The following is a 23,098-nucleotide window of genomic DNA, read 5'->3' as shown; positions in this document are numbered from 1 at the left end:
AAGGAGCAAAAATGGCAAATCAAGAGCATCTGAGACTACTCAAAGCAGGTGCAGTTACCTGGCTAGAGTGGAGAAAGCAAAATCCCCAAATTGAACTTGATCTGAGTGCGGCTAACCTGCAAGGAGAAAACTTGCGAGGTGCAAATCTCCAAGGGGTAAATTTGACTAAGGTAGATTTAAGTCATGCTTTATTGGTGCGAACAAATCTCAGCGGTGCAAATCTGAGTAATGCTAACCTCAATCAAGCTATTTTGATTGAAGCTAACCTGAGTGCAGCTAATTTTAGTATTGCTAACTTGAGCGGTGCAACATTGACACAGGCAGATTTGAGTCATGTAAATTTGATTGGTGCTGATTTGAGTGCAGCCAATCTCAGAGGTGCTGTCATTACAAATGCTAATCTGATTGGGGCTGATTTAAAAGATGCTATTTTGCGAGATGCGGATTTAGGAGAGACAAAATTAATTCGCAGTAATCTTTGTTTTGCTAATTTGATTGCGGCTAATTTAATTGCTGCTGATTTGAGTGAAGCGAACTTATATGAAGCAGAAGTAATGGCAGCTTACCTTTATAAAGCTAATTTGTATAAAGCTAATTTAACCAAGGCACATTTGGGGAGTTCATACCTATTTAGAGCTAACTTGAGTGAAGCTAACTTAACGGAAACTGATTTAAGTGGGGCTAATTTGCGAGGTGCAAACCTGGGAGGTGCAAACCTCAGAGGTGCAAATATTCAGGGTGCGAACCTCAATGGTGTTAATTTCCAAGGTGCAATTATGCCTGATGGTTCCAGGAATGACCAATAATTCCTTGATGGTAGAAGTTCCAGGATTTATCCGTGGAATCAATCCAAAATCCAAAATCCAAAATCCAAAATCCGAAATCGCATAATTCCCAATCATACCCATTTTAGGTAGCAATGGGTATGCGTGGGCAGGAATTAAATTACGATTACAGACCCCAATCTAAAATCTCAAATCTAAAATTGCTATGCTTCGTCGTAGGGTTCTAAATCCAAGAGGTGAATATAAGGCTCAACTAACTCTGGACGCTGAAACGCAATAGCTCGCAGTAGATGCCAGTCATTCAAACCCTCAAAAGCATTGCTGTAATTATCCAATTCCAGACGCGTAGCCAAATCTTCCACCTCTGCTGCTTTCATGGCAGCAATTTCTGTTTTGGAAATGCTTAGAGTTTTCATAATGCTTGCCCCTCCCTTTTGCAGCGTTTGCTTTCAGCCCTGGGTGGAGTTGCCCTAAAAGCATCCACCCAATCTATATTACTCATTAGTGGGCATCTGTTTTGTAAAAATTTTGCTTATTTGCATCCAGATTTGTAAAAAATTGGTAACTTGGGCTAACCAATTGTGTTTACCACAAAACTTCGTAGCACCCCTAACATTTCCGGACTGATTTCGTGTCCCATATCAAATTCATGGTAATCTACGGCTACTCCTAAAGATTCTGCAACTGTTTTGGCTTTGATAGCCGCTGGTAATGGTACAACTTGATCTTGTCTGCCATGCATAATTAATGTGGGGGGAAAACTACTGTGTTTGAGCTTTTCTACCCCAGGATGTAAATACCCACTCATCACCACTAAACCAGCTAAGGGTAAGTTTAATCCTACATCTAAAGTCATGGCACCACCTTGAGAAAACCCACTCAAAATAGTCCGCGATAACGGTACTCCTGTGACACTCTCTAAAGATTGCAACCAATCTATGAGCATTTGCCGACTTTCTGTCAATCCTTCATACATATTCTCTTCCTGCAGGTCATACCACGCTCTGCCGGTAGGAGAATAGGGATATGGATAAGGTGCGTTGGGAAGCAAAAATTCATAGTCAGGTAGGTTTAAATAAGGCAATAATGATGCGACATCTTGAGCATTTGCACCCCAACCGTGTAAGGTAACAATTAAAGCGGATGGGTTTTGCTGTGTTTTTGAGGAAAACTTGATGAAATCTAATGTTGGAGTCATGAGTGATTTTATTGTGCTGAGTTATTAGTTAAGGTCGATCTCTAAAAATAATATGTTTTTTATGATCGAAAGTAATAATACCTTGTTTTTGTATTTTGCCAATTATCACAAATCAGATAGTATTACTGTTTCCCACGCAGACTTGTTCATAGTGCTGACCGGCAATTTCCCATGTAAATTCACTTTCTATGAGTTGTCTAGCATGATGAGAAAGTTCTAGTCGTAGTTCTGGTTTTTCAAATAGTTGAGAAATTGCGGTGACATATTCTGCGGGTTGATTTGCCCGAAGTGCGCGTAATGGCGTTGTTTCACCATCTACGGCTAGTCCTTCTAAACCGCGATCGCTCCCCACTACCGGTACACCTGCGGCCATGGCTTCTAGGGTTTTATTTTTTATACCAAATCCTGTCCGCATAGGGATTACACAAACTGTAGATTTATGCAGATATTCGACCATTGAAGGGACTCTACCAGTAACATTCACACCTGGTTGATTTTGCAGTTCTAAAACTTCGGGAACAGGACGAGAGCCGACGATATCGAAAACAGTATCAGGATATTTTTTTTGAATTTCTGGTAATATCTCTTTACTAAAAAATCGCGCTGCATCTATGTTAGCTATATAATCCATTGCCCCAATAAAAATCAGTCGATATCCACCAGGATCATGATTACGCATGGGGAATAAATCTAAATCCACGCCATTAGGAATTACGGGAATTTCTTGTTGGTGACTAAATTCTTGAAATTGCAGTTTATCTTCTTCTGTTGTTACTACAATGTCAGAAAATTTAGAACAAAATCCTTGTTCATAGCGACGTAAAAGGGGTAAATATAAACTATCTCGCAGTTTATTTTCTGCTGTACCAGTTGTTAACTGATTTAAACAAGTTGCATAAACAGAACTATGAATATCAACTATAGTTTTTACCTTATTTTTGAAATGGGGACGGATATAAATTTCGTTAACGCTATGTTCACAGGTAATGACATCACATTTATCCGATTCGACAAATTTATCAATCCATTGCTGCATTTCTAATGAATAACGATTAAGGACATTGGGGGAAGTTCCTTTGATTAAAAATGTACTAAATCGCTGAATTTTTTGGAGTATTCCTGAGAAGTTACTACTAGGAAGAGGACGGGGGAAAATTATCAAATCATCAACATAATCACCTAATTGGGCGATTTCCGTATCTGTGACATAGGTATCACGTTGAGTTACGAGGGTAATATGATGACGTTGACGCAAGTACTTGAGTAAATAAAAAGTCCTGATTTCTGTTCCTCCCCTTGTGGGTGGGTAGGGAAATGTGGAAGATAGCATTAATATATTCATAGTTTTGAATTATCTGATCATCTCAAAGATGATACATATAAATCTCGCGGTATGGTGGAATTTATTTAATATTTGTATAAAATATTTCTGGAAAATTAGATTAGGTTGCCTGATAGTACTATTAGCTTGATATCAGGCAGATTATGGATTTTTGTTTCGTTCTTAGCTATATCGAAGAGCCAGAATCAAACCAGACATCCATTGTATCTGTACCTCTGCGGTAACTCTTGCCATTATTGCGATATGTTTCCGGTAACAACTCCTCTACCGACAACTCCCACCAAGCATCAGAACCCTTTTCGGCAAAAATAGCTTGAACGTGATTAATCGTGTCCGCATTTAGCAAAACTTCCCCAGTCGCTTCATCATAAAACACGGGAATAGGCACACCCCAAGAACGTTGACGAGAAATACACCAATCGGATCTTTCTGCTATCATTGGCGTGATGCGGTTTTCACCTTGTGCCGGAATAGATTACTTAAAAATCTGTAGAAAAAGGCTATTGTAATAAGTATTTTTACTTATAGTTGACATAGCAGCTTATCCAAATAATTCAAAATTTACCAAATTTAAACCAAATTTAAATTTAGGCTAAATTAAGTAATAATACGTAATTTTTATCTAGAAAAATCTTTCTGAAAGCTGTACAAATGGACTTTATCTGGGTAGTTTGGTGGTTTCCCTTGCCTGGTAAGATATAATCTGACTGCTTGAAGCACTTTTTCACATCCCTCTCCAAACCTCTCCCCCACAGGGAGAGAGGCTTTGATTCTTACTCCCCTTCCCTGGTAGGGAAGGGGTTGGGGGTTAGGTTCTGAGACTTTTGATGTTACCAAAAATACTTTTAAAACATCCTCTAAGAGTAGACGCAAAAGCCTGTCTCAGAATATGGCTTACGCCACGCTACGCTATCATTCTGAGCCTAATAGCGAAAGTTGATTTTAACCGACTCTTGATGATTAATTTAGTCCGTTTTAACGGACTTTAGCTATTAGCCCAGAACTAAAGTTCCGGGCGGTTGATGTTGACAAATAGCCCTGCAAAAATGCAAAGTTAGAGAAGGCTAATTTCTACACCATTCATCAATGATGGTTAACAGTGTTTTTTCACCCAATCCTTTAACGGATTTGACTACATCACGATAATCTTCAAACACCTGCTTTGATTTTTTGTCTCTAGCATCTACTATTGCTTTAGCAATTTTTTCAGCCCCAGGAATTCTAGAGCGTTGTAATCTGATAGATAACTCGTCTTTTTCCAAAGTATTTAATAAACTGAGTGGATTAATTTCCTGTGGAATAAGACGCTCAAATTGTTTGAATTTATCATCTATTCTTTGTCTTTCTTGTGTAAGTTCAGATTTTAGCTCATTGAGTTGTTTCTCAAAGCGTAATTCCAGATTTGTGAGACGTGATGAGTCTAAATTCGTTACTTCAGGTTTAATGATTGATGGTTGAGTCGCACTAACTGGTACTTCAATAGTTGTAACTTGCTTTTTTACTAAATCTTCAATTTTTGGTGAGATGATAAAAGCATTAACCATTTCACATTTACGAGGATTTTTTTCTCTTGCTCTAACAGCAGCATAATACTCAAAATCGCCATTAACTACAGTGTAGCTCTCTGGTGCAGTTAATTTAACAACCAATGGTTTGATAATTCCTCCAGTTTCTATAATCGAGTCTGCAAGGTTTTCTAAGTCGGATTCGTTAAAATTTGAACGTAGAACATTTGAGGTTACACTTTTAACATCAACTAATGAAAAATTAATCATTATTCTATCCTCATTTTTTGTAAAACTTCATCTGCTAAAATATCAAATTCTCTAGCAGATTTTTGAGCTTCGGTTTTTACTTCTTCTGCATATTTATGAATAGACTTGGGATCAGGATATTCTAATTCACCAACTGATATAGTCTGATTCATACATTCAGATAGCATGGTTCTATCATAAATCACTGCTTCCATTAAAGGTAGATTGTAATGTTCAGAAATCACACTTCTTTGCTTGGGAAAACTATACTGTAAAAATCTAGAATTAGTTGAGATTTTGGATGATAAAACACCAATCAAATTAATCACGGGTTTTCCTATAATTTCTCTAAATTCATTAACTTCGGCAATAAAGTTTTTAACACTTAATAGTCCCTGATTAGCAAATGGCTTTAAATCCGATGGAATTATTAGATAATCAGCTGCAACTAATGCGACTTTGGCATATAAATCTCTAGATGGAGGCGTATCAATAATAACTATATCATATACTTCTTCTACCTTTTTTAACTTAGTAAGTAACCTTGTTTTACTAGCATCAATTTGATTTAGCTTGTACTGTCCTTCAATTAAGTTAATATGTGCAGGAATAACATCTAGTTCAGGATTATTAAAGTAGTCCGATTTACGAATTACATCAGGTATAGAGTAGAAATCACCAGATTCTAGCAGATGATATACGTTACAATCTTGCAAGTTATCATCTTCTTCAAATTGAAATTTGATTAAACCTGTAGCAAAAGTAGTATTTGCTTGAGAATCTAAATCAATCAAAAGTACACTTTTACCTTTTTTTCTCAAAGCCGCAGCAAGATTAACCGCAATTGTTGTTTTACCAACTCCGCCTTTATTGTGATAAATTGCAATTGTCTTCATAGAATGCTCCTTTCTTGGTTCTAAATCTGATATTTGAACTTCTAACTGTTCCTTAAGTTGCTGATTTTTTAAACTCTCCCTACCAATTAAACCCCTAATTTCCTCCATCTTTTCCTGAACATCATTACCCTGACATTGAAAAACTAACTGAATCTCATCTCGTAACTTTTGATAAATTCTGATTTCCTTACCGTTAGTTAACAAACCAAAGCGCACATTTAAGCTAGTTAAATAATGCCTAAGTCGCAAAACATGATGATTTAAATTTTGCTTGGGACTTTTTGCCTCCATGACTACACTTAAGGGGGAATTAGCATCTAAAATCAAAGGAACGACTTGGACTCCAAATGCCAAAAAGTCTAAACGGATACTACCAACAGCAACTTCTTGATGCCAAGTATCAGGGGTATACCCTAACTGTGGTAGCAAATATTGAACGATAAGTTTGCTTTCAACTTCGCTTTCGTTACGGCACAGTTCAGGGTTAAAAAGCAAGGTTCTTTACCTCAAAAAACAGTAATTATTTCCGAAAATCCACTATGTGGTCGATTATGCCATATTTTGAGTTTATTGAGTTATGAAGATTACTTAAAAATCTGTAGAAAAAGGCTATTGTAATAAGTATTTTTACTTATAGTTGACATAGCAGCTTATCCAAATAATTCAAAATTTACCAAATTTAAACCAAATTTAAATTTAGGCTAAATTAAGTAATAATACGTAATTTTTATCTAGAAAAATCTTTCTGAAAGCTGTACAAATGGACTTTATCTGGGTAGTTTGGTGGTTTCCCTTGCCTGGTAAGATATAATCTGACTGCTTGAAGCACTTTTTCACATCCTCCTAAAAGAGTAAATTAACCAAAGTTGAAATCTATTAGATAATATGTACGCTACCTCAATGGGAAAGTGTCAGTAGAGGAATTAACCAATGGGATATGTAATTGCAACTGCAAACATGAAAGGTGGAGTCGGTAAAACCACTCTCACAGTCAATATAGGGACTTGTTTAGCGAAAAATCATGGAAAAAAGGTACTGATTTTAGATTTAGATAGTCAAATTAGCGCTACTCTGAGTCTAATGTCACCGCTGGAGTTTGCAAAACGTCGCAAACAAAGAAAGACATTTAGATATTTGATAGATGAAGTTATTAACCCAGAACCTGATGCTAAATTGACAATTCATGATATCGTTCAACCTCAAGTTTGCAATCTTCCAGGATTAGATTTGTTACCGGGAGATATTGATTTATATGATGAATTTGTCGTTTCGGAAATGCTGCATCATCAATCTGTATCTTTGGGTGAGCAGGATTTTGAAACTATTTGGAATCGCTTTGAAAGAGTCTTAGTTAATAACATCTTAAAACCAGTGCGCGATGAATATGATTTTATTCTTTTAGATTGCGCTCCTGGCTATAATCTCATGACTCGTAGTGCTTTAGCTAGTAGTGATTTTTATATTCTTCCAGCGAAACCAGAACCTTTGTCTGTGGTGGGAATTCAACTATTAGAAAGACGCATTGCTCAATTAAAAGATAGTCACGAACATGAAGCGAAGATAAATATTCAAATGCTGGGAATTGTCTTTAGTATGTCTAGTGCAAATCTACTGAATGGTAGATATTATAAACAGGTAATGCACCGAGTTGTAGAAGATTTTGGTGTTGATAAAATCTGTAAAGCACAGATTCCTGTTGATGTAAATGTGGCTAAAGCTGTTGATAGTTTTATGCCGGTTTCTTTACTTAGTCCTAACTCTGCTGGTTCTAAAGCATTTATGCAGTTAACTCAAGAATTGTTGCAAAAATTGTAATGGGTTGAACAAATCCCGGAACCTCTCCCCCCAAACCCCCTCTCCGCAAGCAGAGAGGGGGACTATGTTTTTATCTGTCAGATTGATTGGAAACAGAAAAGGGTGTTTTTCTCTCCACGAAACAGCGGGAAGGGGTTAAGTTTCTTCTATTTTAGAACTCCCCAGCTAAAGCAGGAACACAACGTTCACAGAGTAAAGGATGTTCTTCAGATTCACCAACATGGGTAGAATAGTTCCAACAGCGATCGCATTTCTGATATGATTTACCATCATCTTCGTAATCTGCGGCATTAACTACCCCAATATCCCAATTATCCTCACCTTGAACTCGCAGCGTTTTTAATCCTTTTAATGTTTCAGGAGAATCTAATAATTGCACTTCAGAAGTCAGGAACAAATACCGTAATTCATCAATTCCATTCCCGCGAACATTTAAAGGTTCGATAGCAGCGCGTAATTTTTCATCACTGAGATAAATTAAAGTGATAGCTTCTAAAGAAGAACCAATGAGTTTTTCTGTTCGTGCTTGTTCTAAAACCTTATTAACATCACCACGAATCCGTCGCAGTGTTTTCCAAAATTCCGCTAATTCTGCATTTTCCCATTTATCATCAACCTGCACCCAACCAGCTTGGAAAACTGATTTATATTGTGTTTCGTAAGGGATAAATTGCCAAATATCCTCCGCAGTATGACACAAAACGGGAGCGATCGCTCTGGCTAAATTCTCCAAAGCAATTTGCAACACTGTTTGACAACTGCGACGACGGAAAGCATCAGCCGAACTGATATATAATCTATCCTTGGCAACGTCTAAATAAAAATTCGACAAATCCACAACACAGAAATTCTGTACAGTTTGGAAAAAGCGGAAAAACTGGAAACTATCAAAAGCTTCCGTCACCTCATTAAACACCTCACGAATGCGGTGCAGCATATATTTATCCAAATCTGGTAAATCATCAAAAGCTACAGCATCCTTATGAGGATCAAAATCATGCAAACTACCCAATAAAAACCGCGCTGTGTTGCGAATCTTATTTCTGACATCAGCTAATTGCTTGATGATGTTACCACCCAACCGCACATCACCAGAATAATCAACCGAAGAAACCCACAACCGCAAAACGTCTGCACCATAAGCAGGTTGTTGTTTTTGGTTAGTCCCACCTTGAATCATCAATTGAGGATCTACCACATTCCCCACCGATTTGCTCATTTTTCGCCCATTTTCATCCAAGACGAAACCATGAGTTAACACAGTTTTATAAGGTGCAATGCCATTAACCGCGACACTGGTTAACAAAGACGATTGAAACCAACCACGATGTTGGTCAGAACCTTCCAAATACATATCTACAGGATAGCATAATTCCGGTCTTTGCTTCGCCACAGCCGCCCAAGAAGAGCCAGAATCAAACCAGACATCCATTGTATCTGTACCTCTGCGGTAACTCTTGCCATTATTGCGATATGTTTCCGGTAACAACTCCTCTACCGACAACTCCCACCAAGCATCAGAACCCTTTTCGGCAAAAATAGCTTGAACGTGATTAATCGTGTCCGCATTTAGCAAAACTTCCCCAGTCGCTTCATCATAAAACACGGGAATAGGCACACCCCAAGAACGTTGACGAGAAATACACCAATCGGATCTTTCTGCTATCATTGGCGTGATGCGGTTTTCACCTTGTGCCGGAATCCAACGCACAGATGAAATAGCCTTTAAAGCCTCCTCCCGAAAACCAGCCACAGAAGCAAACCATTGTTCAGTAGCGCGGAAAATCGTCGGTTTCTTCGTTCTCCAATCATAAGGATACTTGTGAGGATAAGCCTCCTCCTTCAACAGAGAACCCGCTTCCTGCAAAGCATCAATAATCGCTTGATTACCATCACCCAAAACATTCAACCCAGAAAACTTACCAGCTTCATCAGTAAAATTACCACTATCATCAACAGGAGCAAGAATCGGCAAACCGTAACGCTGACCGACAATGTAGTCCTCTTGACCATGACCAGGAGCAGTATGAACCAACCCAGTCCCCGACTCAGTAGTGATATAATCACCACCAACAACTACCGGACTTTCACGGTCAAACAGAGGATGAAGGTAAGTAGTATGTTCCAAATCCTTCCCTGGGAACTTGGCTTTCACCGTTAACTGCATATTTAACTTAGCAGCTAAACCTTCCACCAACTCAGCCGCAACGATGAGATATCGAAACCTCACCCCCTCAGTCCCCCTCTCTGCTTGCGGAGAGGGGGAGGTAAATTCTTCATTTCCTGCTTGCGCGGTAGGAGAAACTTCCTCTTCTTCATCCCCCCTCCTCGCTTGCGGGGAGGGGGTTAGGGGGTGGGGTTCTACTTCCACAACCGCATAATTTAAATCTGCGTTCACAGCCACAGCCAAATTACCAGGAATAGTCCAAGGAGTAGTAGTCCACACAGCCACGCCCAAATCAGGCAAGAAGCCATCCAAACTAGCTTTTAACCCTTCTGCAACCTTCACGACTGGGAAAGCGGCGTAAATACTGCGAGAAACGTGACCTTCAGGATATTCTAACTCTGCTTCAGCCAAAGCCGTTTTAGAACTAGGACTCCAATGCACAGGCTTTAAACCGCGATAGATATAACCTTTGAGGAACATTTCCCCAAAAACGCCAATTTGCGCGGCTTCGTATTCTGGTTTGAGGGTTAAATAAGGATTTTCCCAATCACCCCAAATCCCATAGCGTTTAAAGCTTTCTCGTTGTTCGTCTACCGTCTTTAGTGCGAACTCTTTCGCTTTTTGTCGCAATTGCAAAGGTGTGAGATTTTGCCGTTCTGCCTGTTTCATATTTTGCAGAACTTTCAACTCAATTGGCAATCCGTGACAATCCCAGCCTGGAACGTAGCGAATTTTACGACCTTTTAGCAATTGGTAGCGGTTAATAATATCTTTGAGAATCTTATTTAAAGCATGACCAATATGCAACTGGCCGTTAGCATAGGGAGGACCATCGTGCAGTATAAATAATTCGCCGGGGTTATTTTGTGCCAGTTGAGAATAAATGTTGTTTTCTTCCCAGAATTTTTGGATTTCGGGTTCGCGCTTAATGGCGTTTGCCCGCATATCGAAGTTAGTCTTGGGTAAGTTGACGGTATCTTTGTATTTTCCAGTTTCGGTCACAGTTTCATGCCTAAATGTAGGTGTGCAGGTTATCCGATCAATTATAGGAGATGGTATGATTGTAGGGTGCGGTGAGCGATCGCTTTGCTCGCCGAAGGCATCGCTATATTGATCAGATATTTCTAGTCATACTTTCAGACAATAGATCACATCTGTAGGGAAATATTATATGACTGAAGTAATTGAGATACCGGTTAGTTTGACTTATTTTCAACTTCCTGAAGCTGTACAAACACGGTTACAATTTTTATTAGATCGTCAAGATGCTGGGGAAGAATTGACTTTAGCAGAAAGAAATGAAGCTGAAGGTTTAGTTGATTTGGCGGAATTTTTATCTTTGCTTTCCTTGCGTTCTCAGCGTATCATGCGGGCGGGATAAATGGGTAAAATTCCAAGTTCGCTACGTCAATTAGTTATCCAGCGTGCAAAAGATAGGTGTGAATATTGTTGTTTGTCTCAAGCAGGACAAGCTGCAACATTTCACATAGATCATATTATTCCAGTTGTGGCTGGTGGTGCAACAACATCTGATAATTTAGCTCTTGCTTGTGTGTCATGTTCACTGCGTAAATCTGCTAGACAAACAGTAACAGATCCAGAAACAAAAAAAGAAGTATCTATTTTTAATCCTCGTCAACAAGTATGGACAGAAAACTTTCGCTGGGATGATGTGAGAGTGGTAGGATTAACAGCTACAGCAAGAGGAACTATTGAAGCATTAAAAATGAATCGTGCGATGATGTTAGCAATTCGAGGAGAAGAGGAATTACTTGGCCGTCATCCACCATTTTAAGCCCCTTCGGTTCAGTTGAGAAAACCCAACATTACACATTGGTATTTTGGGGTTAATTTTTTGTTTTTGCAGGTTTACAATATATAAAGTCACTCACAATAGATTTATGACACTAACCCTCAGCTTACCACCAGAATTAGAACAGTATTTAATACAGGAAGCACAACAGCAAGGACTTTCTGTGGAAACTTATACATTGGAGCTTATCCAAAAATCTCTTCTACAAAAAGAAAAACAATTGAAAATAGTTAATGTACTTCAGTCTTGGATAGATGAAAGTGATGAACAGGAACAGCAAGAAACAGGAGAATATTTAATTAATGCTTTAGATGAAAATCGTTTATCTAATCGCAATATATTCAAATAAACTGAATAACATTGTAGAAGATTTTTCTAACCTGTAGGGAAATAAAACTTCTGCTGCGGCTGGATTGTGTGCGCCATCAATTAATAGTTTATGATCTTTCCAAGTAATCCATTGCATTCGGCCTGGCCATTTAGTTTTTCCCATACCATTAATAATGGCTGTTTCAGAAATTTCCCAACCTTGTTGTTGCAATATTTCCAAAGCTGCTAAAGCCAAAGCTGAATTATGTAATTGAATTTGTCCCTTTAACGGTAATGGATATTTAATTTTAGATGGAGAGTTTTCTATTTTTTCTACATCTGTCAATCTTTGATATTCTGCCCATCCTTTCTAAAACATCGATTTTTAATCCTGCTTCTGCAAACGTATTAATATAGGTATTAGTCACCTCCTTACGAGTGGCAACCAAAAGCACCTGTACTTTTTCAATTCCATCCTCATCTACAAAGTACCCAAGTTTCTGGTAATCTACATCAGCTTCTTCTCGTGGATAAGGCAAATACAAAGCTGCTTCATGGTTGAGTACCATCTCCCGTAACTCTTTGTTATCCAATTCTGCTGGCACAGGGATAACACGTACAATTGCATCTCGCCCTGGAACACAAGTAGCAACGCGAGAAGCTTTGATTTTACTCTCAGCCATTGTTTGCTGGATGAGTTCGGCCATCCTGGGAGTGTGCCAACATAAGCTAAGTTCAGACCAGCTGCACGAGCCAGAAGTGACAAAACTTCCCTGACTGGTGCTTCTCGCAGCACTAAACGCGGAACTCGTTCTTGAGTGCCTAAATCAATAGTGGTAGGAGAAGTATCGATACTAGCTTGGGTAATATCTCCCACTGGTGGAGCAACGGCTCTCGGTAAGAACGGAGGAGCTTGGTTGTAAGGTTGATTAGGGCCAGCTGCTTTTGCCGGTTTGCCGTCAATTGTGATTTCTGGGTTAGGCACTAACACATCTGGCTTTTTACCAGGCTCGACAGGAATATTAGCCTGTGTTGTGGGTGCTGATGCGGTGGTGTTTGTACTAGGTGTTGTGGGTGCTGATGCGGTAGTGTTTGTGGATGGAGTAAAGCCGAGAGTAAGACTGTTATCTTTTCGGACTACAGGCTTACTAGTGGGGTTAAATTCAAAGGTTACAGGTTGAAAATTTCCAGGATGAAGATATTCTGATAAGTCATCTTCTAAAAGTGCTTCTATTTCTTCATCCGTTTTGACTCTTGGGAAAGTTTTCTTCATAGGAAAATACCTCTTTATCGTGCATATATCTCGCACTGATTGGTCTAATCAATATATCCGCTTGCCGATTGCGAAAAGTAAAAGCTACAAAAATGTGCCTTCCTTTACAGGAAACTCCTACAGCAAGATATCTATCTTCATCTTCAGAATGCTTAATGTCTGGGGTAATCAAAACATCCTTCTGATGAAATAAATATTCGATTTCTTCTTGAGAAACACGATTCCAGCATTTTTTGGAGTTTCCTTCATCCCAATCAAACCCATTTAAACCTTCGCAAGGATGCCATTATCTAGACTACATAGATGATATTTTTTGTCAATGCGTAAGTCCTAGAGATTTATCCTGGTCATAAATTAAATGAGCAAAAGGTAAAAAACCTTTTAAAAGAAATTTTGGAAGTTTTAGCCGTTGTTCATCAAGAAAATATAATCCACCGCGACATTAAACCGCAAAACATCATGCGTCGTCAAGATGGGAAAATAATCCTTATTGATTTTGGTGCAGTTAAAGAGGTTCATACTTTAGTGGTGGATACTCAGGGACAAAGTAGTTTGACAGTTACTATTGGTAGTCCCGGCTATATGCCTACTGAACAAGCAGGAGGAAGACCAAAAATATCTAGTGATATCTTTGCAGTGGGAATGCTAGGAATTTATGCTCTCACTGGAATAAAACCTGATGAACTGCCTAAAGATCCAGCTACAGAAGAAGTAATTTGGCGAAATTTGGTAACCGTAAGCGATAAACTGGCACAAACTTTAACTAAAATGGTGAAATATCACTTTAAAGAACGTTACCAGTCAGCGGAAGAAGCATTAAAAGCGTTAATAGACTCATCATTATCTCCATCTCAACCAACACCTGGACTAAAATTAATATCAAAGCAAGTAACAGTACAAACCGCACCTCAGAATTCACGTATTCGTCTTGTTCAAACTGTAGGTTTGGTAGGTATATGTTTTAGTTTAGGGTTAAGTATCTTACATCTACTTTTTCCATCTATCCTATCTAATAAAGAATCAACTCAATCACAAAGACTAACCTATACGGTTAAATCAGGAGATACTCTCGAGAGTATTGCTGAGAAATTTTGTAGTAACCGTACCTATTGGGAATTAATAGTTGCAGTTAACCCTGAACTACAAAAAAGAGAAAATCGACTAGAGGTAGATCAAGTATTAAAAATTCCCGTAAGTTGTAGACCTCGACGCACAGCGCGATGAAAACTGGAATATTCCCAATCCTTTGGTGCTGTTACCAAACCATGTTTCACAGGATTATAATGAATATATTCAACGTGATTTTGAAAATCAATTTCATCTCTAATTAAATGTTCCCAAAAACGATATTGCCATATAGCCCGTTGTTTTTTCTTCTTTCTAGATACAGATATATTTTCTGGTGAAATAGTTTCACATTTACGACTAAAATAACTTTTAATTAACCGCCAATGGGTAGAAAAATCATGATCATTTTCTGGTAAAGTCCAAATACAGTGAAGATGATCAGGTAAAATAACAATAGCATCTATAATAAAGGGATGTTTCCGCATTACATAACCAAAAGCATCTCTTAATAAAGAAACATTTTTTGGTAAACATAATATTTTTTGTCTTTTCTCTGTCACCACTGTAAAAAAGTATGTTCCTCCTGCCACATTGGCGCGGCGATATTCCATACTATAAATATCCTTTGATTAAACTTGTATTTTATGATCTTGATTTTACCCCGTAGGTTGGGTTAAGCGAAGCGCAACCCAACACCACACATTCAGTATTATAATCAATGTTGGGTTTCGTTCCTCTACCCAACCTACGAAGGTTGCAGTGTCAATATATCCTACATTAAAATAGAAGCTAGTAACAATTGCCAGCATTATGATTAATCCTCAAATTTTAGAAGCTATCAAAAAAATGCCTAATGTCGAAAGACTAGAGATAATTGAATTTGCCTTAAAACTCATGCGTGAAGAAATGCAAAATCCTCAAAAACTGAGCTTAAGTGCTGCTGCGGAAATGATGCGTTCCTATTATGAAATAGAAAGCAGTTTAACAGAATTTGTTGATACTTGTAATGAAGATTTTTATGAGTACCAAGATTATGCGTAGAGGTGAAATCTGGTTGTATAATGCTAATCCCACAGTAGGTGATGAAATCAGTAAAACACGACCTTGTATCATAGTTAATAATGATGATATAGGTGTTTTACGCTTAAAGATTATTGTACCTATTACCGGCTGGAATGAAGTTTTTGCACAAGTACCTTGGATGATACGTATTGAAGCAACAGCAGAGAATAATTTAAGCAAGATATCTACAGCAGATACTTTTCAAATTCGTTCAGTTTCTCAGCAACGACTAATTAAGCAAGTGGGAAAAGTTTCCGAAGAAATTATGAAGGAAATTAGTAATGCTTTAGCTATTGTTTTGAATATTAAATGAGTAAAAGTAATCCCAATTTACAGCCATTTCATTCTGTTCATCTTCAGGTAGTTGTGAGACGACAGCATAAGCTTGTTGTAAGAGATTAGTCATATTTTTATTAGATACTGGACAACAATGGTCTAATTATTAGCAGATGATTTTGCATTTACATTATAACATAGCAAAACCCGCCAGAGTGTAGAGAGAAATGGCGGGTTTATTAATAGAGTTCAATGCAGTGGTACTACAAAACAAAAATCCTAGACCTTAACTGGCTGCTTGCTTTCTGTAGCCTGGTAAGGATTGTTCTTGTTAATAGGTTGTGGTTCTACAAAAGCTTCTCGACCTGTAATCAATCGAGAACGACGATTACGACTAATATAATTCCATGCCCACTGAAATACAACTACTAATTTAGTGTCAAACTCGATTAAGAAGTAGATATGAATTAATAGCCAAAATACCCAAGCAATGAAACCTGTGAGTTTGATGAAGCCTAAATCTACAACAGCTAAATTTTGCCCAATCATTGCCAAACTACCCACATCGGTGTAATGAAATTCTGGCAAAGTATGACCGTGAAGCCGTAGTTGAATCAGTCCACCTACATACTCTCCTTGTTGTTTGGCCACGGGTGCAACACCAGGTAAGGGTTTACCAGTTTGATGGGAGAAGTTAGCTAAATCTCCAATTACGAAAATGTTTTTATAACCCTTAATAGTCAAGTTTGGTTCTACAATTACGCGACCAGCGTGATCACACTCTACATTGGCACGTGCTTCTAGAATTTTCCCCATTGGTGAACCCTGAACACCTGCTGACCACAATATAGTTTTTGCGGCAATTTCTTGGACTTCATTACCTTGTTTGAAAGTTACGATGTCATTTTCAATATTTGTCACCCTGGTTTTAGTGTGAATAACCACACCCAACTTTTGCAAAGATACTTCTGCTACTGCGGATAACTCTGGTGCAATGTGTGGGAGAATGCGATCGCCCCCTTGCAATAGTACAACTTTCGTTTCTGAGGTGTTGATGTTGCGGAAATCTTCTTGCAGGGTTTTGTATGCCAACTCAGCGATCGCACCTGCCAATTCTACACCTGTTGGACCACCTCCCACAAGCACAAACGTCAACAAAGCACGGCGTTTTTCGGGGTCAGTTTCATTTTCTGCTGCTTCAAATGCCGAAAATATCCGGCGACGCATTTCTATGGCATCTTCCACAGTTTTCAAGCCAGGAGCAAATTCTTTCCAGTTATCCTTACCAAAATAGGAATGGTTAGCACCTGTAGCAACAATTAATGTATCATAACGGACTACTTTATCACCCAGAATAACTTGTTGCTTTTTTGGATCAATATCCTTTACTTCTCCCAACAACACTTTTGTATTCTTGCTTTTGCTGAATACAGATCGCAATGGTGCAGAAATATCAGCAGGTGATAACGTACCTGTGGCAACTTGATATAAAAGTGGCTGAAATAGGTGAAAATTACGTTTATCAATGAGAGTAACATTGACATTGGCGTTAGCAAGAGCCTTTGCTGTATACAGTCCACCAAAGCCACCACCAACTATGACAACCTCATGTGATGGCTTTTTATCAACTGAAACTACCATAATAAATATTTCCTTTTGTTAAGAGGAATGTAACGTTTCTTAACAAGAATGTAACAAAATCATAATCTATTTTGCCGTCTATTTAGAACACTTGAAAAAATAATAAAAGTAGTCAAAGTTACTAATAATTCATTTGTAGGTTTGGTTGAAGCAAAGAAACCCAACACTATTGATTGGTATCTTGGAGTTAATGTTGGGTTTTCTCAATCCAGCCTACAATTTTTTGGGTTTGGCAGGTTGACAATATATAAAGTCACTCAACAGAAATTTATGACACCAACCCTCCCTAAACTTAGCACCAAAATTAGAACAGGAGCTAGATTTTTGTTTGCGATAAAAACAGCAAATTCGCCAACTTATAAACTATTCGCGCACCTACATTACCATCCCACTCAGCATCACCGACTTCGCAGATATCAAAACCAATAATCTTTCTGCCACTATTCACCAACTCTCGGAATAAACAATAAGCTTGCTCTAATTCTAATCCCCCTGGAACTGGTGTACCTGTATGCGGACAAAGTTTAGGATCTAAACCATCGACATCAAAACTAATGTACACATTTTCTGGTAAATGACTAATTATTTCTTGACATAAATCAATCCAAGTTATCCCCGAATATAGCTTTTGTTTAATTGTCGGTTCATAATAAGCAATAATGCGCTCATTTGAGTTGTTAATTATATCTACTTCATCTTGACAAATATCTCGTATAGCTACTTGTACTAATTTGGAAATTTGCGGTATTTTCATGGCATTGAACATGATAGATGCATGGGAAAATTCAAATTCCTCATAAGCATCACGTAAATCTGCGTGTGCATCAATATGCAAAATCCCATAATTCTCATATTTAGTAGCTAAGGCTTGGAAATACCCCAATGGTGAACTATGATCACCACCAATCACAGCGACTTGCTTACCCTGATTGATCGCTGTTTGACATTGGGTAAATAGCCATTGATTAACCTGTTCACCTGCTTGATTAATTGCTGTTAGCACAGAAGTTAAATCTGGTGTATCTGTCAGTGCTTTACCTTCTGCTTGTCGTTCGATAATTTTAGCTGCTTCTTGACGGTAGTAGTTATTTTTTTCTAAAATATCTTGGGGAATTTCTAGCATAAAAATTCCCTGTTTCCAGCCATCAGGATGATCAAAATCGAATAAATCTATTTGCAGTGAAGCATCAAGAATTCTCTGTGGTCCGTTGGCTGTTCCAGCACCGTAAGAAACGGTAACTTCCCAAGGTACAGCAAAGACAATCAAGTTGGCAGAATCGTAATCAAACGGCAAACCCAGTAGGTTTCCATTAATTTCAGCTATCCCGCTGGGATTGTAGTCTTGGAGTTGATTATTCATTGCTCATTTTCTGGATTTACATCAGCAGAGAAAACCCTGCTTGGCTAACATCTGCATTGTAGCAGCATAGACCATTAATCAATCAACTTAAAATCGCAAATATCTATAATTAGGTTGATGGTTATTGCAAAGGTAGCACCCCCAGCACTACCAATACCAGGTGCTGTGAGGCGACAAGCAGCCGCTTCTACTAAGTCAGCCCGACCGGCTATGTAACCACCGGCACTAACTGAAATGATGCCACAACTGATATGCACCATATCCACCTGCCGCTGCTACTGCTACAGGAACTAAAACTGGTGATGAGACAGCAGTTCCAGCAGCCACCCCTAACCCAGCTAAAGCCGTTGTTATTTCCCCAATAGTAGCAGCCCCGGTTGCAGCTAAAGTTGCTAAAGTTGCTGTATCTCCAGTAGCCATAAGTGTTACTGCGCTACCAGAAACTACACCAGCTGCAAATGGAACGATATTACCGCAGTCTGAGGTACATTCGATTTTTACTACATTATTATCTGCACTAGCTGTAGATGGGAAAATAGTTATAGTGCTTACTAAAATTAGTAGTGTAGCTAGGCTCACTGATACTAGTCTCTTAGTATTTTGGAGTATTTGCTGCATCTAAATTCCTTCATGTATCAAAAATTGACAGTCTCTATTTAAGACACATTCAGTCTAAGCGATATTATCCTCTACCGGTAATGTTGTAATTACTTAATTATTTCTTAATAAATTTAAATTTTCTGTAATTTCCAGGCAAAAATCTAAGTAGCGATTATAAAGACTTTGCGAGAAAAAAACCTCTTATTCAACTCAAACCGTCAACTTCACAACCCCTAACGGTAAGGTAATAAAAGCCATATTTAGTAAAAATAAACAAAATAGATGACATCCATAGAATCCCACAAAAAAGCCAAAGCCCTCAAACCCGGAAGCGTGCGCCCCGCCAAAGAACTTTGTAGCGAATGCGGAATACTGATGAAGGTATATATATTCTACAGTAATAACCATTTAAAAATAGAGCTTATAGTAGCAAAATCCCTAAATTTTCACTGGTTAATCAATTATGTGTCTTTAATTGCTGCTGAAACTTTTGATATGCCTCATTAATTGCTTGCATGGCAGTTTTAGCACTTACAGAACTGTTAATATCAGGATGATATAATCTGGCTAATCTCAGATAGGCAAGTTTTACGTCTTGAGGATGAGTTTTGGGTTCTACGCCTAAAATTTCCCACCATTCCCCTGTTAAGGATAAATTATCACTGCTTTGAACTTGTCGCCAAATTTTGATAGTTCCACCTTTTCCGCCACTAATCAACATTTTACCATCAGCGCTAAAAGCTAGGGGACTAAACCCAGAAAGAGTTTCTAATAATTCCCCAGTTTCGATATTCCAAAGATTGATAATTCCATCTTGACTACTACTAGCAATAATTTTACCATCTGGGTGAATGGCAATAGCAGAAATAGCCGTTGAGTGTCCTTTGAGAGTGTGACGTAATTCCCCAGTCTGGAGTTTCCATAATTTAATTTTATTATCTGAACTTCCACTAATCAGAGTTTGATTATCGGGAGTAATTGCTAGTGTGTTTACTGTTGCTAAATGCTGATTAATAATATAACAGTTTTCCCCAGTTTGTAAATTCCAAATTCTGATAGTTTTATCAACACTACCACTAACAAGAGTTGTAGAATCAGGACTAATAGCAACAGCTAAAACTGCATCCGTATGTCCATTTAAAGTGCGTTTAATTGTTCCCCTGTAGCTTTCCCAAATTCTGATAGTTTTATCCGTACTAGCACTAACAACAATATTACCATTCTATGAATGATCAATACATGGTTTCTGTGTTAGCAGCATCCATAGCAAACTATTCTCCTCTACTGTAATTCCCCTGTCAACAGGATTTGAGACGCGCTAACCCTGGGTTATTGCCGACTCTATGATTATTGTACCAGGTGCAAGAAGTGATTTAGAAAATACTACTAATTACGGTTACTGAATTTAAAAAAAAGGTTTGGCAGTAAACCAAACCTCTATAATTGCTGTGCTTAACAACGTACTAAATTAATTTAGTTCTAGTCTGCTTGCAGAACATCTTCCTAGAGGATGTGTCCAAATATCCCAAAAACTGATAGACTAAGATTTTTGTATAAAAATACATAAGTATATATATTAAGCATGAAAAAGGCTTGGCGTTAGTCCAAGCCTTTGTATATACCAGGTGTTTACCATATATAGTTAATTTAACCTCTCTTTGGATGTGGTTCATCTCTCTATAAGGTGTGTACAAATTTTCTAAAAGCTGCTATTTAATATCACTTTAACTTCAAGATTATAAAAAGTTTTTATCTCGTAAATAGTACTAATAGCTGCTAATTATACCTTTTTAAATTTTAAATTTCAGATGTTCCCTTGTTGAATAATTGCCCAATAAGCTTTTGAGCGTTCCATCTGCCCTAATCATTTTTAAAATTGCTAATTGGCATTACACACAAAAAAGGCTTGGTTTAGAACCAAGCCCATATATATACCAAGTGTTTACCATATGTAGTTAATTTAGACTGACTTCTAATTTACGACATCTACCTATAGGATGTATACAAAATTCATATAACCTGTTAAGGATTTATTTGAAGAGAGCTAAATAAAAATTTATATTCAGCTTACATAAAGTTTAGATGATATGTTTCTAATAAAAAAGGTTTAGCACTCGGCTAAACCTCCATAGAAAGCAGTTATTTCGACACACCAAAAGTAATTTACTTCTATTATTTTTTATAGTCATCTTCCTTTAGTGGGTATCTAATTCTTCCCAAATATGATAGGCACTTCACTCTTTAAAACTGGAGCAAAGTCTACTACCAAAAGAAAGATTAAAAATCAAAATAAGCAGCTTTCAAAACCATATTATCACTAAGTTTAAAAAAAGACTTTCGATTTCCCAATATTTCTATAGGAATCCGGTTTGATTATTGAAAATATACGTAGGGTGTGTTAGCGACAGCGTAACGCACCAAAACCTTGAGAATGGTGCGTTACGGATTTCATCCTAACGCACCCTACAATACCTAATCCTGTTCAAAAATCAAATAGTAATCCTATATATAGGAATCCGGTTTGGTTTCTGAATTTACTCGTAGAGGTAGGGAACAGGGAACAGGGAACAGGGAACAGAGAAGAAGGAATCAAGGTATACGGAGTTCTGTTCAAAATTCAAATAGGAGTCCTATATGTAGAAACCTATAAATAAGTATAATTTTGTCATAATCATTTGGTACTGAATTAGTTTAAATGGTCGATTATATCTGAATTTGGGATAATGGAAACGCTAGAAAAGAAGCGTCTATACTTAATGAAAATAAATATTACGGTATTTTATGGCGTTTGCTTAAGTAATATTTCTGTATAATATTGTTACGTAAAATTTTCGAGTGAGAGAAAACAAAAATGAAGCGGTTTTTTACCAGTGTTTTCATCCTGACAACTTTGTTAATTGCACCTAGCTGTTCCTCAGAAAATCAATCTAGTGAAGTCAAAGTTTCACCAAGTATGACGATGAATCATGAAAAAGATTCCATGAGTGAACATGACGGAGATTCAATGGAACATATAAATCAGGAAGATAATTCAAAAACAACCACTAAAGCTAAATTAAATACTCCTCAAAATTTAGCTCCTAATCAGCCGATTAATTTAGTCATAGATATTCAAGATTCCGCTGGAAAACCAGTTACTAAATTTGACAATTTCCAAGAAAAGCTCATGCATTTAATTGTAGTTAGCGATGATTTGCGATTTTTCGAGCATACTCATCCAGAATATCAAGATAATGGCAGCTTTCAAGTCAGTACTAAATTTCCTGAATCTGGAGAATATACTCTATTTAGTGATTATAAACCTGCGGAACAAAAAGAGAGAGTATCTTTAATGAATATCTCTATTCCTGGTTCAGTACCGCTCCCAAAAAGTTTAGAAAAATTTCAAAAAAGCCGAACTATATCTAACACCAAAATTAATCTTAATACTTCCGAAAAAAACATCAAAGCCGGAAAAGATATTACTCTTAAATTTGATTTAAAAGACAGCAACAATCAACCAATTAAAGACTTACAGCCATATTTAGGAGAAAAAGGGCATTTAGTAATTATCAAAAGTTCCTCATCTCTGACAGCAGCCGATTATATCCACGCTCATGCAACCAAAAATACCACAGATGGAGCAATCGAATTTAAAACTAAATTACCCCAAAAAGGAACCTATAAAATGTGGATGCAATTTAACCGCAATGGAAAAGTTAATACTGCTGACTTTTGGGTAAATGCAGAATAGTTTTAA

General features: G+C 37.6%; 20 protein-coding genes and 8 pseudogenes. 9 read left to right on the top strand and 19 right to left on the bottom strand.

The features are described 5' to 3' along the window. Positions 1-11: 11 nt before the first annotated feature. The gene (locus A9Y75_RS13785) at positions 12-806 is read left to right on the top strand and encodes a pentapeptide repeat-containing protein (RefSeq protein WP_071190115.1); all 795 of its coding nucleotides are present in this window, start codon (positions 12-14) and stop codon (positions 804-806) included. A 182-nt stretch (positions 807-988) separates the two neighbouring features. Here the strand turns inward: A9Y75_RS13785 and A9Y75_RS13780 are convergent, their stop codons facing one another. From A9Y75_RS13780 to A9Y75_RS29635, 6 genes and pseudogenes are all read right to left on the bottom strand, one after another. Next, positions 989-1,201: a DUF2555 domain-containing protein gene (locus A9Y75_RS13780; RefSeq protein ID WP_071190114.1), complete on the bottom strand. Its 213-nt coding sequence runs from the start codon at positions 1,199-1,201 to the stop codon at positions 989-991. 155 nt (positions 1,202-1,356) lie between these two features. Beyond that, a complete protein-coding gene (locus A9Y75_RS13775; protein WP_071190113.1) occupies positions 1,357-1,983 on the bottom strand; it encodes an alpha/beta hydrolase in 627 nt (208 codons plus the stop codon). 112 nt (positions 1,984-2,095) lie between these two features. Continuing rightward, positions 2,096-3,325, bottom strand: coding sequence for a glycosyltransferase family 4 protein (locus A9Y75_RS13770; protein ID WP_071190112.1), 1,230 nt, complete (start codon positions 3,323-3,325; stop codon positions 2,096-2,098). A gap of 172 nt (positions 3,326-3,497) precedes the next feature. After that, positions 3,498-3,797, bottom strand: a pseudogene (locus A9Y75_RS13765) (class I tRNA ligase family protein); the annotation flags it as partial. A gap of 592 nt (positions 3,798-4,389) precedes the next feature. Then, positions 4,390-5,100 carry a hypothetical protein gene (locus A9Y75_RS13760; RefSeq protein WP_071190110.1) on the bottom strand — a complete coding sequence of 237 codons (711 nt, stop codon included), beginning with the start codon at positions 5,098-5,100 and terminating at the stop codon, positions 4,390-4,392. Next, the gene (locus A9Y75_RS29635; protein WP_071190109.1) at positions 5,100-6,470 is read right to left on the bottom strand and encodes an AAA family ATPase; all 1,371 of its coding nucleotides are present in this window, start codon (positions 6,468-6,470) and stop codon (positions 5,100-5,102) included. Before A9Y75_RS29635 ends, A9Y75_RS13760 begins: the two co-directional genes overlap by 1 nt. A gap of 435 nt (positions 6,471-6,905) precedes the next feature. Between A9Y75_RS29635 and A9Y75_RS13750 the strand changes: the two genes are divergently transcribed. Next, entirely contained in the window at positions 6,906-7,790 is an 885-nt protein-coding gene (locus A9Y75_RS13750; RefSeq protein WP_071190108.1) for a ParA family protein, read from the top strand. Between the two features lie 151 nt (positions 7,791-7,941). Here the strand turns inward: A9Y75_RS13750 and ileS are convergent, their stop codons facing one another. Then, on the bottom strand, positions 7,942-10,959 hold the full coding sequence (gene ileS / locus A9Y75_RS13745; RefSeq protein ID WP_071190107.1) for an isoleucine--tRNA ligase: 3,018 nt from the start codon (positions 10,957-10,959) through the stop codon (positions 7,942-7,944). A gap of 169 nt (positions 10,960-11,128) precedes the next feature. On the opposite strand from ileS, the gene A9Y75_RS13740 reads away from it, so the two are divergent. The 3 genes from A9Y75_RS13740 (at position 11,129) to A9Y75_RS13730 (ending at position 12,119) form a co-directional block, all read left to right on the top strand. Further along, positions 11,129-11,338: a hypothetical protein gene (locus A9Y75_RS13740; RefSeq protein WP_071190106.1), complete on the top strand. Its 210-nt coding sequence runs from the start codon at positions 11,129-11,131 to the stop codon at positions 11,336-11,338. Next, positions 11,339-11,752, top strand: a complete 414-nt coding sequence (locus A9Y75_RS13735; RefSeq protein ID WP_071190105.1) for an HNH endonuclease signature motif containing protein — start codon at positions 11,339-11,341, stop codon at positions 11,750-11,752. A 106-nt stretch (positions 11,753-11,858) separates the two neighbouring features. Continuing rightward, positions 11,859-12,119, top strand: a complete 261-nt coding sequence (locus tag A9Y75_RS13730) for a hypothetical protein (protein WP_071190104.1) — start codon at positions 11,859-11,861, stop codon at positions 12,117-12,119. Positions 12,120-12,161: 42 nt separating this feature from the next. On the opposite strand, the pseudogene A9Y75_RS13725 reads toward A9Y75_RS13730, so the two are convergent. The 5 pseudogenes from A9Y75_RS13725 to A9Y75_RS26495 all read right to left on the bottom strand — a co-directional run. Next, positions 12,162-12,413: pseudogene (locus tag A9Y75_RS13725) on the bottom strand (bifunctional folylpolyglutamate synthase/dihydrofolate synthase); the annotation flags it as partial. A gap of 34 nt (positions 12,414-12,447) precedes the next feature. Continuing rightward, positions 12,448-12,786 (bottom strand): annotated as a pseudogene (gene pilM, locus A9Y75_RS26505) (pilus assembly protein PilM); the annotation flags it as partial. 11 nt (positions 12,787-12,797) lie between these two features. Further along, positions 12,798-13,235, bottom strand: a pseudogene (locus tag A9Y75_RS26500) (hypothetical protein); the annotation flags it as partial. 33 nt (positions 13,236-13,268) lie between these two features. Beyond that, positions 13,269-13,352, bottom strand: a pseudogene (locus tag A9Y75_RS30400) (CopG family transcriptional regulator); the annotation flags it as partial. After that, positions 13,318-13,593 (bottom strand): annotated as a pseudogene (locus tag A9Y75_RS26495) (BrnT family toxin); the annotation flags it as partial. The pseudogenes A9Y75_RS26495 and A9Y75_RS30400, both read right to left, overlap by 35 nt. Before the next feature lie 95 nt (positions 13,594-13,688). Here A9Y75_RS26495 and A9Y75_RS30395 point away from each other — a divergent pair. After that, positions 13,689-14,576: a LysM peptidoglycan-binding domain-containing protein gene (locus A9Y75_RS30395; RefSeq protein ID WP_343232425.1), complete on the top strand. Its 888-nt coding sequence runs from the start codon at positions 13,689-13,691 to the stop codon at positions 14,574-14,576. Here A9Y75_RS30395 and A9Y75_RS13710 read toward each other — a convergent pair. Continuing rightward, on the bottom strand, positions 14,525-15,031 hold the full coding sequence (locus A9Y75_RS13710; RefSeq protein WP_071190100.1) for a transposase: 507 nt from the start codon (positions 15,029-15,031) through the stop codon (positions 14,525-14,527). The two genes, A9Y75_RS30395 and A9Y75_RS13710, sit on opposite strands and share 52 nt — an antisense overlap. A gap of 199 nt (positions 15,032-15,230) precedes the next feature. On the opposite strand from A9Y75_RS13710, the gene A9Y75_RS13705 reads away from it, so the two are divergent. Continuing rightward, positions 15,231-15,461, top strand: a complete 231-nt coding sequence (locus tag A9Y75_RS13705) for a hypothetical protein (RefSeq protein WP_071190099.1) — start codon at positions 15,231-15,233, stop codon at positions 15,459-15,461. Next, positions 15,439-15,795 carry a type II toxin-antitoxin system PemK/MazF family toxin gene (locus A9Y75_RS13700; protein ID WP_236721399.1) on the top strand — a complete coding sequence of 119 codons (357 nt, stop codon included), beginning with the start codon at positions 15,439-15,441 and terminating at the stop codon, positions 15,793-15,795. Before A9Y75_RS13705 ends, A9Y75_RS13700 begins: the two co-directional genes overlap by 23 nt. 242 nt (positions 15,796-16,037) lie before the next feature. On the opposite strand, the gene A9Y75_RS13695 is transcribed toward A9Y75_RS13700, so the two are convergent. From A9Y75_RS13695 to A9Y75_RS30390, 6 genes and pseudogenes are all read right to left on the bottom strand, one after another. Further along, positions 16,038-17,399 carry an NAD(P)/FAD-dependent oxidoreductase gene (locus A9Y75_RS13695; RefSeq protein ID WP_071190097.1) on the bottom strand — a complete coding sequence of 454 codons (1,362 nt, stop codon included), beginning with the start codon at positions 17,397-17,399 and terminating at the stop codon, positions 16,038-16,040. A gap of 316 nt (positions 17,400-17,715) precedes the next feature. Beyond that, positions 17,716-18,759, bottom strand: a complete 1,044-nt coding sequence (speB, locus tag A9Y75_RS13690; RefSeq protein WP_071190096.1) for an agmatinase SpeB — start codon at positions 18,757-18,759, stop codon at positions 17,716-17,718. 128 nt (positions 18,760-18,887) lie between these two features. Then, positions 18,888-18,989: pseudogene (locus tag A9Y75_RS26490) on the bottom strand (methionine gamma-lyase family protein); the annotation flags it as partial. Continuing rightward, complete coding sequence (locus A9Y75_RS13680) at positions 18,985-19,377, bottom strand: hypothetical protein (RefSeq protein WP_071190094.1); 393 nt, start codon at positions 19,375-19,377, stop codon at positions 18,985-18,987. The gene A9Y75_RS13680 and the pseudogene A9Y75_RS26490, both read right to left, overlap by 5 nt. A gap of 439 nt (positions 19,378-19,816) precedes the next feature. Continuing rightward, positions 19,817-20,374: a DnaJ domain-containing protein gene (locus tag A9Y75_RS30185; protein WP_343232424.1), complete on the bottom strand. Its 558-nt coding sequence runs from the start codon at positions 20,372-20,374 to the stop codon at positions 19,817-19,819. Positions 20,375-20,413: 39 nt separating this feature from the next. After that, positions 20,414-20,581, bottom strand: a pseudogene (locus A9Y75_RS30390) (hypothetical protein); the annotation flags it as partial. A gap of 1,629 nt (positions 20,582-22,210) precedes the next feature. On the opposite strand from A9Y75_RS30390, the gene A9Y75_RS13670 reads away from it, so the two are divergent. After that, positions 22,211-23,092 (top strand): hypothetical protein, encoded by an 882-nt coding sequence (locus tag A9Y75_RS13670; protein ID WP_071190093.1) that lies wholly within the window; start codon positions 22,211-22,213, stop codon positions 23,090-23,092. Positions 23,093-23,098 lie beyond the last annotated feature (6 nt).

The sequence above is a fragment of the Trichormus sp. NMC-1 genome, assembly GCF_001858025.1.
Lineage (GTDB): Bacteria > Cyanobacteriota > Cyanobacteriia > Cyanobacteriales > Nostocaceae > Anabaena.
This window is presented reverse-complemented; position numbering and strand designations above follow the sequence as displayed.